The sequence below is a fragment of the Kurthia populi genome (genome assembly GCF_042686175.1).
In the GTDB taxonomy this organism is placed as follows: Bacteria; Bacillota; Bacilli; order Bacillales_A; family Planococcaceae; genus Kurthia; species Kurthia populi.
Genome location: NZ_JBHUOR010000141.1, coordinates 1 through 14,302, shown reverse-complemented (window position 1 = coordinate 14,302; position 14,302 = coordinate 1). Strand labels below are relative to the sequence as shown.

General features: G+C 37.6%; 10 protein-coding genes and 2 pseudogenes. All 12 read left to right on the top strand.

What is annotated here, in order from left to right:
• Positions 1 to 113 precede the first annotated feature (113 nt).
• The 12 genes and pseudogenes from yfmF to ACFSY7_RS18750 all read left to right on the top strand — a co-directional run bounded on the left by yfmF (position 114) and on the right by ACFSY7_RS18750 (position 14,143).
• Positions 114 to 1,379 carry an EF-P 5-aminopentanol modification-associated protein YfmF gene (gene yfmF, locus ACFSY7_RS18805; RefSeq protein WP_126990731.1) on the top strand — a complete coding sequence of 422 codons (1,266 nt, stop codon included), beginning with the start codon at positions 114 to 116 and terminating at the stop codon, positions 1,377 to 1,379.
• Positions 1,379 to 2,683: an EF-P 5-aminopentanol modification-associated protein YfmH gene (gene yfmH / locus ACFSY7_RS18800; protein WP_380149163.1), complete on the top strand. Its 1,305-nt coding sequence runs from the start codon at positions 1,379 to 1,381 to the stop codon at positions 2,681 to 2,683. Before yfmF ends, yfmH begins: the two co-directional genes overlap by 1 nt.
• Positions 2,683 to 3,405, top strand: a complete 723-nt coding sequence (gene ymfI / locus ACFSY7_RS18795; protein ID WP_380149162.1) for an elongation factor P 5-aminopentanone reductase — start codon at positions 2,683 to 2,685, stop codon at positions 3,403 to 3,405. The genes yfmH and ymfI overlap by 1 nt, the downstream gene beginning before the upstream one ends.
• A gap of 219 nt (positions 3,406 to 3,624) precedes the next feature.
• Positions 3,625 to 4,434, top strand: a complete 810-nt coding sequence (locus ACFSY7_RS18790) for a DUF3388 domain-containing protein (RefSeq protein ID WP_020189507.1) — start codon at positions 3,625 to 3,627, stop codon at positions 4,432 to 4,434.
• A 16-nt stretch (positions 4,435 to 4,450) separates the two neighbouring features.
• Positions 4,451 to 5,422, top strand: a complete 972-nt coding sequence (locus tag ACFSY7_RS18785; protein ID WP_380149160.1) for a helix-turn-helix domain-containing protein — start codon at positions 4,451 to 4,453, stop codon at positions 5,420 to 5,422.
• A 55-nt stretch (positions 5,423 to 5,477) separates the two neighbouring features.
• A complete protein-coding gene (gene pgsA, locus ACFSY7_RS18780) occupies positions 5,478 to 6,056 on the top strand; it encodes a CDP-diacylglycerol--glycerol-3-phosphate 3-phosphatidyltransferase (protein WP_020189509.1) in 579 nt (192 codons plus the stop codon).
• Positions 6,057 to 6,139: 83 nt separating this feature from the next.
• Positions 6,140 to 7,399, top strand: coding sequence for a competence/damage-inducible protein A (locus ACFSY7_RS18775; protein ID WP_380149157.1), 1,260 nt, complete (start codon positions 6,140 to 6,142; stop codon positions 7,397 to 7,399).
• Between the two features lie 165 nt (positions 7,400 to 7,564).
• A pseudogene (locus ACFSY7_RS18770) lies at positions 7,565 to 8,068 on the top strand (recombinase RecA); the annotation flags it as partial.
• A gap of 845 nt (positions 8,069 to 8,913) precedes the next feature.
• Entirely contained in the window at positions 8,914 to 10,728 is a 1,815-nt protein-coding gene (gene ltrA / locus ACFSY7_RS18765) for a group II intron reverse transcriptase/maturase (RefSeq protein WP_380149155.1), read from the top strand.
• Positions 10,729 to 10,823: 95 nt separating this feature from the next.
• Positions 10,824 to 11,390 (top strand): annotated as a pseudogene (locus ACFSY7_RS18760) (recombinase RecA); the annotation flags it as partial.
• Positions 11,391 to 11,675: 285 nt separating this feature from the next.
• Complete coding sequence (gene rny, locus ACFSY7_RS18755) at positions 11,676 to 13,235, top strand: ribonuclease Y (protein ID WP_126990726.1); 1,560 nt, start codon at positions 11,676 to 11,678, stop codon at positions 13,233 to 13,235.
• A gap of 110 nt (positions 13,236 to 13,345) precedes the next feature.
• Positions 13,346 to 14,143 carry a TIGR00282 family metallophosphoesterase gene (locus ACFSY7_RS18750; protein WP_380149153.1) on the top strand — a complete coding sequence of 266 codons (798 nt, stop codon included), beginning with the start codon at positions 13,346 to 13,348 and terminating at the stop codon, positions 14,141 to 14,143.
• Positions 14,144 to 14,302: the final 159 nt, after the last annotated feature.

Below are 14,302 nucleotides of genomic sequence, written 5' to 3'. Positions count from 1 at the left end.
TGCGTTGTGCTTCGTTTTTTATTGTTTTTAGCCACCATTAGTTGCCAAAGCAAAGAAAACTCATATATAGTGGTACTAATGGTGTTTTACCCAGGAGAATTAGGAGGGGTCACATGTTTAACAGAACGGAAATCGCGGAAGGTGTTACAATTTTCACGCGTAAATCAGAGCAATTTAAAACAGTTAATTTTTCAATTAAATTAAAGCGACCATTAAATACAGAAGAAGCGGCAAATCGTACAGTGCTGACAAATGTATTACAACATAGTAATGCGAAATTCCAATCAGCGGCAGCGATGCGCATGAAATTAGATGATTTATATGGTACGGTGCTTTACTTAGATACGACAAAACAAGGAAATGAGCAAATCGTTTTATTAAATGTTGAAACAGTAAATGACCATTATTTAAAAACAGGCGATGTATTAAATGAAGTATTATCATTAATGCATACGGTGCTGTTTGAACCAAATCTTGATGAACAAGGACTTTTCCAACAAACGATTGTCGAACGTGAACGTGAAATGGTTGTTGAACGTATTCAATCTATATTTGACGATAAATCACGTTATGCACAAAAACGTCTGCAAGAAATCTTACGTCCAAATCATCCAGTATCAACATCAGTAAATGGTACGGTTGAAACGGTTCAAGCTGTTACACCAGCGAGTTTAAAAGAAGCATACGAAGCGATGCTAAATGAAGATGAAATTGATATTTTTGTTATTGGTGACATTGACGAACAACAAATGATTCAATCGCTTAAAGAAGTATTCCCATTTAGTGCACGTAAACCAAAAGTGGCACCTGCATTACCAGAATCACACGCAACAGCGGACTACACAAAAGAAACATTTGATACACGCCAAGGGAAACTACATATCGGTTATTCAACGCCGGTGCAGTTTACAAGCCCTGATTTCCCGAAAATGCAAATCTTTAACGGGATTTTTGGTGGTTACCCACACGCGAAATTATTTATGAATGTGCGTGAAAAAGAAAGTCTTGCTTACTACTGCTCAAGCTCATACTCAGCACAGTACGGTTTAATGTACGTGATGTCAGGAATTGAAGCAGAAAATGAAGAAAAAGCGCGTCGTTTAATCGATGAACAATTAGAAGCAATCCGTCAAGGTGATATTTCGGATTTAGAAATTATGCAAACAAAGGCAATGCTGAAAAATCAATTAAAAGAAGCATTAGATTCAGCTCGTGGCCAAATCGAGCTTTACAATCAATATCGTGAATTACCAGAAGAATTTACAGTTGAAAATATGAGTGCGAAATGGGATGCAGTGTCGAAAGAAGATGTTGTAGCAATGGCAGCACAATTGAAAAAAGAAACTGTTTACTTCTTAAGCGGGGAGGATGCACAGTAATGGAAAAAATCCACTTTGATCAATTAGAAGAAACATTACATTATGAAAAATTACCGAATGGTTTAGATGTCTATATTTTACCGAAAAAAGGCTTCTCGAAAACATTCGTTACCTTTACAACAAAATATGGTTCAATTGACCGTTCATTCGTGCCATTAGGTGAGGAAGAGGCAGTGACTGTACCAGATGGTATCGCGCATTTCTTAGAGCATAAAATGTTTGAAAAAGAAGAGGGCGATATTTTCCAAAAATTTAGTGAGTACGGGGCTTCAGCAAATGCCTTTACGTCATTTACACGTACAGCGTATTTATTCTCAGCAACGGACCATATTAAGGAAAGCACGAATACATTATTAGATTTCGTGCAACAGCCTTATTTCACAGAGCAAACGGTTAATAAAGAAAAAGGCATCATTGGACAAGAAATCCAAATGTACGATGACCAACCAGATTGGCGCGTTTATTTTGGCTCAATCGAAAATCTTTACCACGAGCATCCTGTGAAAATTGATATTGCGGGTACTGTTGAATCGATTGATGGCATTACAGCAGAGCATTTATATACGTGCTACAACACATTCTACCATCCATCAAATATGCTATTATTTGCGATTGGAAATGTGGATCCAGAGGAAATGATGCAAACGATTCGTAATAATCAACAGACGAAAACATTTGCAGCGCCACAACCAATCAATCGCATTCATGTAGAGGAAGCATCGGATGTAGCGGTAAAAGAACGTACATTAGAAATGGACGTATTAAAACCGAAAGCGTATGTATCATTTAAAGCGCGTGAAGTGAGCTTGCAGGGTGCGGAAATGATGAAGCATGAATTAGCTATCCAGTTAGCGCTTGATTTATTATATGGTCGCTCTTCAACATTTTATGAAGAAGTGTACCAACAAGGTTGGATTGATGAATCGTATTCATATGACTTCTCATTAGAAGAAGGTTTCGGTTTTGCGATGGTAGGTTCAGATACTGCTTATCCGACTGAATTGATTACAGCAATGAAACAAGTTATGGAGGATGCATCAGTACAACTACCATTTACACAAGAAGATTTAGACCGTGTGAAACGTCGTAAAATTGGCTTTAATTTACGTGCGTTAAACTCAATTGAGTTTATTGCGAACCAATTTACACGTTATAAATTCAATGATATGAACCTATTTGATATTGTCCCAGTTATTGAGGAGTTAACGATAGCGGATGTCGAGCAAGCATTAACATCGATCACAGGTGAAAGCCAACAATCTGTCTTTACGATTAATCCATTAACAAAAGAGGCGCAAGCTTAATGAAACGCTTTTGTTTAGTGTTAGGTGCTTCTGGGGCAATTGGTTCGGCGACGGCTCGTGAGCTTGCAAAGGATGGTTTTAGCTTATACTTACAATACAATCGCCACCCCGTGACTGCATTAACAGAGGAATTAATGGCGCTTTATCCTGAGCAAGAATTTATGATGATTCAAGCGGAGCTCAGTATACCAGGAGCTGCAGAAAAGCTTGCACAGTCTATCTTTGATATCGAAGCGATTGTTGTAGCGAGTGGACAAGCCTTATATAAATTGATTGATGACACAACTGCGAGTGATATGCAGTCGCTTTGGATGGTGCATGTGCAATCGCCTGTAGAAATTATTCGAGAACTAGCACCTAAAATGCGTCGTCATGAATCGAGCTACATCGCCATGATTGGCTCAATTTGGGGCGAAGCGGGTGGCGCTGGCGAAGTGATGTATTCAGCGGTTAAGGGTGCGGTGCATAGTTTTGTAAAAGCCTATGCACAGGAAGTCGCTTTTAATGGTATGAAAGTAAATGCTGTGTCACCGGGGATGATTCAAACATCGATGAATGGGCATTTAACCGAGCAAGAGCTTGCGGATGTTGTATCGGAAATTCCGATGGCACGAGCAGGCCAACCACAAGAAGTGGCACATTTTGTATCATTTTTATTATCTGGAAAAGCAGATTATATGACCGGACAAATCATGCGTGTTAATGGTGGCTGGTATATTTAATGAAAAAAGCTGGAAACGTACAAGGTGACGATTTCAGCTTTTTTTCATTCAACAAGTATTTGGCAATGTACATAAAAAAAGTATGAAATAGATTTTGAAAATGAAAGGAATGTCATCGTTTTGTCGTAGTTTTCCTTTTTTTCTTTTAATCTGTTACAAAATCCGCTATTATGAAACATAGAAATGTTTTAATCGTTATATATGAAGGGAGAACCTTGTATGAACGAATGGTATTTTGAATATGAGATACAGGTAAATCGTCCGGGTTTATTAGGAGATATTGCGTCGCTATTAGGTATGCTGCGTGTCAATATTGTTACAATTAATGGTGTCGATTTAGTGCGTCGCGGTATGTTGATTCGCGCTGAAAAGGCTGAGCAAATTGAACGATTTCGAAATATTGTCTCTACGATGGAAATGATTCGTGTGACAAAATTTAGAAAACCAACAACGCGAGATCGGTTAGCAATTCGTCATGGTCGTTACATTCAACGGGAGGGCGACGAAACGAAGACATTTCGTTTTGTACGCGATGAACTAGGGATTTTAGTGGATTTTATGGCCGAACTATTTAAAAAAGAAGGACATAAATTAATTGGGGTACGTGGTATGCCTCGTGTTGGAAAAACGGAATCTATTGTAGCAGCCAGTGTTTGTGCGAACAAAAAATGGCTCTTTTTATCGTCTACAATGATTAAACAGACGGTGCGTCAGAAGCTACATGGTGATGAATATGGTGGTAATAATGTATTTATTATTGACGGAGCAGTGACGCGCCGTTCGCCAGACGAACGACATCAACAATTAGTGCGAGAAATGATGCAACAACCATCCATTAAAGTAGTGGAGCATCCTGATATTTTCGTTCAACATTCGGAATACACGCTAGAAGATTTCGATTATATAATCGAATTGAGACATCATCCAGAGGAAGAAATTACATATCAGATTCTTGAAAAGCATGAGCAACAAAATGATTTCTTCAACGAATCAGGTGGTTTCGGCGGTTTTGGAGACTTTAACTTTTAACAGGTAGGTGTTTAACTTGGCAGAACTAGGTACTCGCTTAAAAGAAGCGAGAATGGCCAAAGGGTATAGTTTGGAAGATTTACAAGAAATCACAAAAATCCAAAAACGCTATTTGTCTGCCATCGAGGAAGGCAATTTTAGCGTAATGCCCGGTGCATTTTATGTACGTGCATTTATTAAACAATACGCAGAGGCAGTCGGATTAGATGCCAATGAAATTTTAGAAACATATAAATCTGAAATTCCTGCGAATAAAGCAGCAGAGGCGGCTGGAACAGTATCAACTGCGATTCAGCAACCAAAAGGTGGTACGAATCAACGTACAGCACAACCTGCAGCGAAAATTAAGCAAACAGCTAAGCCACAACGTAAAATGACCGATTTAATGCCGAAAATTGCGGTGGCTGTCGTTGTCATTGTTGTGATTGCAGTGATTTGGTTCTTAGCGAATCATCAATCTAAAAATAATGATGTAACAGATGACGTGAAGCAAGAACAAAAAGCAGCTACATCTACAGAAACTAAAGTAGATACAACGAAAGAACAAGAAGTAAAAGATCAAGAAGCGGAAGAAAAAGCAGCGAAAAAAGAAGCTGCTGCTAAGAAAAAAGCGGCGAAAGAGAAAGCTGCTAAAGAAAAAGCAGCGAAAGAAAAGAAAAAAGCTGGTAAGTTATCAAAAGGTACAGATGCTGGCGATGGTGCAACAACGAAATACACATTATCTAATACGAAAAACTTCAAAGTTCGTGTTGAAATGACTGGCGAAAACTGGGTTGGTATTACAACTGCTTCAGGTGCAAATCTTGTAACAGGTAAAATGTATTCAAGTGGTCAAAAGTTAGAATATAATGCAAAAGACCAAGAATCAATTCGAATTCGTTTAGGTGCTGCTTCAGCAGGGAAAGTATTTATTAACAACAAAGAAGTAAAACTATTAGTTCCTGCTTCAAGTCGTCCAACGCAAAATATTGTTATTGAAATGAAATAATGTCAGAAGATAGTCATCATTTGATGGCTATTTTCTTTGAAAAAGGGTGAAAGAAATGAATTTACCAAACAAAATAACCGTTTCTCGTGTCGTGATGATTCCGATTTTCGTTATTTTAATGGTTGTCAATTTTGGATGGGGTAACATTACGTTACTTGGCGCTACAATGCCAATTGAACATTTAGTCGGTGCGATTGTATTTATTATTGCATCAATTACCGATTTCTTTGATGGTCACTTAGCTCGTAAATATAATTTAGTAACGAATATGGGGAAATTTTTAGACCCATTAGCGGACAAATTATTAGTCACAGCAGCATTTATTATTTTAGTGCAATGGGGTGTAGCACCTGCATGGGTAATCATCGTCATTGTAGCGCGTGAGTTTGCTGTTACAGGCCTTCGTTCAATTGGCGCGGAGCAAAATGTCATTATTGCTGCAAGTAACTTAGGAAAGCTTAAAACATGGTCTCAAATGGTAGCATTAGCGTTTTTACTATTGCACAACATCATTTTTGAAATGTGGAATTTCCCATTTGACCAAATCATGTTATATGTAGCATTCTTCTTTACATTGTTATCAGGTCTCGATTATTTCTGGAAAAATCGTCGTCTTTTATTAGACTCAATGTAATTTAATTAATCAATTTTGAATACTTTCTATACTTTATGGTAAATATGTATAGAAAGTATTTTTTTATTTGGAGGAGAAAACGCATGAATGCAGAAATTATTGCAGTAGGTTCGGAGCTATTACTTGGGCAAATCAATAACACGAATGCACGATTTATTTCAAGTCAATTAACGGAATTAGGAATTCATATTTACCATCATACAGTTGTTGGGGATAATCCGAGACGATTGTTGCAAGCGATTGAGATTGCTGAGAGCCGAGCAGATATCATTATTTTTAGTGGTGGATTGGGTCCAACAAAGGATGACTTAACGAAGGAGACCATTGCACAGCATTTAGGCGTAAATCTCGTACAAGATGATCAAGCAATGGCGAGTATTCAACATTTTTTTGATGTGAGAAATCGCGTGATGACAGACAATAATAAAAAACAAGCACTTGTCCTAGACGGTGCGACGGTGTTGACAAATCGTCATGGGATGGCGCCCGGAATGCTTTATGAAACAGATAAGCATTTCTATATGTTATTACCTGGACCACCGAGTGAGTTAGAACCAATGTTTCAATTTGAGGCAAAACCTTTATTAGCATCGATTGTTAGTGATGGCGAGCAAATCGTATCGCAGGTGCTTCATTTTTATGGTATTGGGGAATCAGCACTCGAGGTAGAAGTATCGGATTTGTTAGATTTAACGAATCCAACGGTTGCACCGCTTGCTAGTGACGGAGAAGTCATGCTACGAATTACAGCTCAAGCAGAGAGTGAAATACGTGCCCGTGAGTTAATTGAACCAATTCAACAAGAAATTTTACAACGTGTTAGGAAACACTTTTACGGTATTAATGACGATTCACTATCGTCTAAGCTAGTGGAAATGCTTATCGATAATAAGTTAACAATAGCTGCTGCAGAAAGCTTAACTGCAGGACGTTTTATGGCAACATTAGCGGATATTCCTGGAGTAGGAGAAGCATTACAAGGTGGTGTTGTTGTTTATAATGAAGAAATGAAAATTAAACAACTAGATATCTCTCGAGAACTTCTTGAAGAATATACGGTTGTGAGCTCACAGTGTGCAGAAGCAATGGCTTTAAGTGCCCGTGAGAAATTTGATGCGGATATTGGAGTTGGTTTGACGGGTGCTGCAGGTCCTGATGCACATGATGGTAGCCCAGCTGGTACAGTATGGATTGGAATTGCGATAAAAGATACAGTGCATACGTATAAGCTTCAGTTGTCAGCTCAGCGCAATACGAATCGTTTGTTAGCTGTTAAAGCATGTCAAAATTTTATTATTCAATTATTAAGCGAACAGGGTTATTCAAAATTAAAAAATAGCTAATAAATTTGGGACGTTTCGTTTGAACGTCCAAAAAAAACAACTTATAATTACAGAACAGCAGAAAAAAGTACGAATAAATGTTCGCTTTTTTCTTGAGTATTTTATGAAATTGAAGTATAGTAGTATGTATAGACACAACAGACGTGTAATGAAGGAGGAAATACATTGAACGATCGTAAAGCTGCCTTAGATATGGCATTAAAGCAAATTGAAAAACAATTTGGTAAAGGTTCAGTAATGAAATTAGGGGAACAAGCAGATAGAAAAATTTCTACATCATCAACTGGTTCATTAACACTTGATTTATCTCTTGGAGTTGGTGGTTTCCCTAAAGGTCGTATTATTGAAGTATATGGACCCGAATCATCAGGTAAAACAACGGTTGCGCTTCATGCAATTGCTGAAGTACAACGCAATGGTGGTCAAGCAGCATTCATCGATGCTGAGCACGCATTAGACCCATCATATGCAGAAAAATTAGGCGTTAATATCGACGAACTATTACTATCTCAACCAGATACAGGTGAACAAGCACTTGAAATTACTGAAGCATTAGTACGTAGTGGAGCTATCGATATTATCATCATTGACTCTGTTGCAGCATTAGTACCGAAAGCTGAAATCGAGGGAGAAATGGGCGACTCTCACATGGGTCTACAAGCTCGTTTAAGTGTGACACGTTGCTAATTGAAAAGATTAGCCACTAATTAGATGGAATTTGAGACTACGAATCGTGTTGATTCACGTTGTGTTTAGGTAGTTATACAATTCTAAAGATTAGGAGAACTAACATTTTGAAAGATGGAATGATGGAGTAACGCCCTGAAACGTCTTCCCTAATACTACGGTGTGCATAGAAGTGAGTAAGAACTTATATGTATAAAGCCCGTTGAAGACGGCTGAATGATGCCCTAACGTTGATTTAGAGGCGAGGAAAGACCTTTGGAGGCAAAGGTTGTGTCAGATAGGTCGGGGGTCTATAAAACACCTATGGTGAGAATGTTCCTTACAAAATGGAACTGACGAACTACCGAATGTACGAACCTATAAGCTGGACAACAGAAATGTTGTTGTCATCAAATAGATGACGTTCGTAAGGTTGAGTAAAACTTTAGACTATGAAAGACCTTATAATGTTAAAGGCATTATCAAGCGAACAGGTTTAAAGGTAGCACCTAAGGGTTGTATGTACAGATAAAAATGTTGGAACGTGGTAAGCAACGAACACGGAGAGACTTACTATCTATGAAGTGTTGATATGGAAAGGACTTGTCTATAACATATCTTTATCGTTGTGAAAGTAGTGGCACAGTACCGTTGAAACCCCGATAATAAAGGGTGGAGGGATAGCCACAAGTCAAAGAATTTTAATCAGATGAAATTAATGTATGATTGAAGGTTCGAGTAAGAAGCATAAGAGGTGAGCCAAGAAATTGGGGAAACCGACTTCACTACCCGAAAATCCAAGAAAGAAAGATAGTCTTCGACATTCGGAATACTACCAAACGCAAGATATGTACGATGAATTACACAAGTTAAGTAAAGAAAATAAACATTTTACAAAACTATATGAATTAATCGTAAATGAGCAGAATATTGTTAGAGCATATCGAGCAACAAAGAACAATAAGGGCGCAAAGACAGCGGGAGTAGATGGTAAAACAATCGATGACATAAAAAGCTTAACGGAGACAGATGTAATCAAATTGGTTAGAAATAAACTGGAAGATTACAAACCGCAAGCAGTCAAAAGAATAATGATAACTAAAGCTGATGGGAAATTAAGACCCCTCGGAATCCCAACGATAAGCGACAGACTGGTACAACAATGTATCTTACAAATTCTTAAACCAATCGCTGAAGCAAAAATGCACCCACATAGTTATGGATTTAGAGATAATAGGTCAGCACATCACGCAATTGCGAGAGTTCACCATATGGTACACCAATCGCAAATAACGTATGTAGTAGATGTAGATATAAAATCTTTCTTCGATAATGTAGACCATAATATACTAATCAAACAAATGTGGAATATGGGCATTAGAGATAAACGAGTAATCAGTATAATAAAGAAGCTCGTTAAAGCTCCAATAGAGGGAATAGGAATCCCAACAAAGGGAACACCTCAGGGTGGAATCATAAGTCCAATTCTAAGTAACATATACCTGAACGAACTTGATTGGTGGGTTTCCTCACAATGGGAAACTTTTGAAACGAGACACGAATACTCGTCAACAGGTAAAAAGTTTAGAGCGCTGAAAACAACTGATATGAAAGAAATATGGTTAGTTAGATATGCAGATGATTTTAAAATTATGTGTAGAGACTATCCAACTGCAGTTAAAGTATTTCACGCGGTTACAGAATGGCTTAAGAAAAGATTACGATTGGAAATCAGCCCCGAAAAATCAAAAGTAGTAAATTTGAAAACGAACTATACAGAATTCCTAGGGTTCAAACTGAAAGCAGTTTCAAAAGGTAACAAATGGGTTGTTCAATCCTATCTATGTGATAGAGCTAAAAAGAAAATCCTTACGGATTTAAAAAAGCAAATCAAAAACATACAAAAATGCAAACCAGAAAAAGTCAATTATCAGGTTGGTAGATATAACAGTATGGTTTTGGGATATCACAGCTATTATAAAGTGGCTACACACATTAATAAAGATATGTGTGAAATAGAACACAAAACAATAGCAACAATAAAGAACAGGTTAAAAAATATAATGAGTGTACGAAAGGGAAAAACAGATGATAAGTCTTATCAGAAACTTTATCCTGATTACGTAAATAGTTATAGGATTTATCACGTAGGTAAAAGAGCTTTATACCCTTTATCGGGTGTAAAGACAAAAGCGCCGATGAATCTTAATCAAACGACTTGCGATTTTACTGTTGAAGGTAGGAAACTAATTCACGATAACCTAATATCAGCTGATATGAGGATTGTAGAACACTTAGTTAGAAACCCTAATCCGAAAGAAACAATTGAATACAACGATAACAGAATCGGCCTGTATGTCGCACAAAATGGCAAATGTAGAATAACAGGAAAATCCCTGAATATAAATGAAATCTCTTGCCATCACAAGAAACCACGTAAATTTGGTGGTTCAGACAAATATGCAAACTTGGTAATTCTTCATAAAGAAGTTCATAAATTAATACACACAACAAAAGAAGAAACAGTCGAAACGTTACTCAAAAATGTACTTCGACTTTATGAACAAAATGGTAGTAAGAAGAATCCCAAAAAGCCGAACGAAATCATACATCTAATAAATCAGTATCGTCTCAAGGTAGAAAATACATTGATTACATCTTGATAAAATTCTTGATGGAACGCCGTATGAGGTGAAAATCTCACGTACGGTGTGGAGTGGGGGAAAAGATGGAGATAACATCAAAATCTTACCTATCACTATTGTCTCAAGCGTTACGTAAATTATCAGGTATCATTAACAAATCGAACTGTATCGCTATTTTCATTAACCAAGTACGTGAAAAAATCGGTGTTATGTTTGGTAACCCTGAAACAACTACAGGTGGTCGTGCACTTAAATTCTATTCAACAATTCGTTTAGAAGTGCGTCGTGCTGAAACAATTAAACAAGGTAGTGACATGGTCGGTAACCGTACAAAGATTAAAGTTGTGAAAAATAAAGTAGCGCCACCATTTAAAGTAGCAGAAGTTGATATTATGTATGGTGAAGGAATTTCATACGTTGGGGAAGTAGTTGACCTTGGTGTTGAATATGAAATCGTTCAAAAATCGGGTTCATGGTTTGCTTACGGTGACGAACGTTTAGGTCAAGGCCGTGAAAATGCAAAACAATTCTTAAAAGAAAATCCAGAAGTTTGCGCAGAAATCGCACAAAAAATTCGTGTGGCAGCAGGTATTGCTAGCGAAGAATATGTTGTTCCTGAAGAAGAGGAAGAAAAAATGGATCCAGCATTAGCTGCTGATTTAGGTTTAGACAAAGAATAAGACTATCGATTTATAAGTGAGCTGTTCTGTAAGTATCTTCTTATCAGAACAGCTCTCTTTTTATGTGTTTTTAATAAAAAAATACACATTTTTTATAATATGAAAATAATTCGTATGACGAAAGAAAAGAATATCCAAATACTGTGAATCCTTGACAGCCCTTTTCTTCATCTATACAATGAAATTGTATTATTTCTAAACTGAAATGAAATAGGCAGTATATTGTAATATGCAATGTATAGCCGACTGAAATGTTTTTTTAAAATAGCAAGAGGAGGTGTTCGAATGGGCATTGAAATCATAATCTCCGCTTTGCTTGGACTCATCGTCGGTGCCGCTGTTATCTATTTCGTCATGAAAAAAGTGAATGATTCAAAAGTGACAGGTGCTAAAAGTACCGCAGAAATGATTATCGAAGATGGTAAAAGAGAAGCGGAAGCACTGAAGAAGGAAGCACTTCTTGAAGCAAAAGATGAAACTCACAAACTTCGAACAGAAGCAGAAACTGAAATCCGTGATCGTCGTTCTGAATTACAAAAACAAGAAAACCGCTTGTTAATGCGTGAAGAAAACTTAGATCGTAAGGATGAATCTCTCGATAATCGAGAGACAGCTTTAGAGCGTAAGGAAACGTCTCTAGCTGACAGACAACAGCATATTGAACAGATGGAAGGCAAAGCAGAAGAGCTTGTAGCTAAACAAAGCGCTGAACTTGAACGTATTTCAGCTCTAACACGCGATGAAGCAAAAGAAATTATTCTTAAAGACGTAGAAACAGAACTTACTACTGATATCGCTGTTATGACAAAGGAAGCGGAATCAGGTGCTAAAGAAACAGCAGATAAGAAAGCGCGCGAAATTTTATCATTAGCAATTCAACGTTTTGCTGCAGATCATGTGGCTGAAACAACTGTTTCGGTCGTGAATTTACCAAACGATGAAATGAAAGGCCGTATTATTGGCCGCGAAGGTCGTAACATTCGTACACTTGAAACATTGACGGGCATCGATTTAATTATCGATGATACACCAGAAGCAGTTATTCTTTCAGGCTTCGATCCGATTCGTCGTGAAACAGCTCGCCTAGCTCTTGAAAAATTAGTACAAGACGGCCGTATTCACCCAGCGCGTATCGAGGAAATGGTGGAAAAATCTCGTCGTGAAATTGATGAACAAATTCGTGAAACTGGGGAACAAACAACATTTGACCTTGGCATTCACAATTTACATCCAGATTTAATGAAAATTTTAGGTCGTATGAAGTATCGCACAAGTTACGGTCAAAATGTTTTAAAACACTCAATCGAAGTAGCGCATTTAACAGGTTTACTTGCTGCTGAACTTGGTGAAGATGTGATGCTTGCGAAGCGTGCAGGGTTACTGCACGATATCGGTAAAGCAATTGATCATGAAGTAGAAGGCTCACACGTTGAAATCGGCGTAGAGCTTGCTACAAAATACAAAGAGCATCCAGTCGTTATTAATAGTATTGCTTCTCACCACGGTGATACAGAAGCAACATCTGTTATTGCGGTGCTTGTAGCGGCCGCTGATGCATTATCAGCTGCACGCCCAGGTGCTCGTAGTGAAACGCTTGAAAACTATATTCGTCGTCTTGAAAAGCTAGAAGAGATTTCCGAATCTTATGAAGGTGTCGAAAAATCATATGCGATTCAAGCAGGTCGTGAAATTCGTATTATTGTACGTCCAGATGCTGTAGATGATTTATCATCACATCGTCTTGCACGCGATATTCGAAAACGTATTGAAGATGAACTGGATTACCCAGGACATATTAAAATTACGGTCATTCGTGAAACACGCGCTGTTGAATATGCAAAATAAAGGGAAGAAGAGATTGCTTAGGCAAATCTCTTCTTTTTTAATGCATTTTCCAAAGCAGAAGCGTATTGTGGTAAAGTAAAGATAACTTGTATTATTAAGGAGCTTAAACAATGAAAGTTTTATTTATCGGCGATATCGTAGGGGACATCGGTTTAGATGCTGTAGAGAAATACCTACCAAAATTAAAGCGTAAATATGCTATTGATGTTGTCATCGCAAATGCAGAAAATGCCGCAAAAGGACGCGGATTAACACGTCGTATTTATCAAGATTTATTAATGATGGGTGTCGATGCTATGACAATGGGGAACCATACGTGGGATCAACGCGAAATTTTTGATTTTATCGATGACGCTGATTATTTAGTACGTCCAGCAAACTTCTCAGAGGATGCGCCGGGTAAAGGGATGACGACAGTAACAAAAAATGGTCAAACTATTTCAATTATTAACTTACATGGTCGTGTCTTTTTACCACCGCATGAAGATCCGTTTAAAATGGGGAAAGATCTTGTAGCAGAAGCAAAAAAAGTATCACCACTTGTTTTCGTTGATTTCCATGCTGAAACAACGAGTGAAAAAATTGCGCTTGGCTGGCATCTAGCGGGAGAAGCATCATGTGTTGTCGGCACGCATACACATGTTCAAACAGCTGATTCTCGTATTTTACCAGGCGGAACAGCTTATATTAGTGATGTAGGAATGACAGGTCCTTATAATGAAGTATTAGGGATGAAAAAAGAAAGTGTCCTTTATCGTTTCCAAACAAATTTACCTGTTCGTTTTGAAGTACCAACAAAAGGCGACGCGGTATTAAGTGCTGTATTTGTTGAGCTGGATGATAAAACGGGTCAAGCGAAACAAATGGAACGTATTTATATTAATCCAGATAATCCATTTAAAGGTTAATGGAAAGCTGATGTAAATCCTTTCTTACTTAATATTATATTTCTCAATAAAAAGAAGAGGCTGGGACAAAACCCTAGTCAATAAGAAAAGACATTCACGATTTTATTCAAATCATGAATGTCTTTTTTATCTGCTTGTCAGCCGTTGTTCATCGTTTCG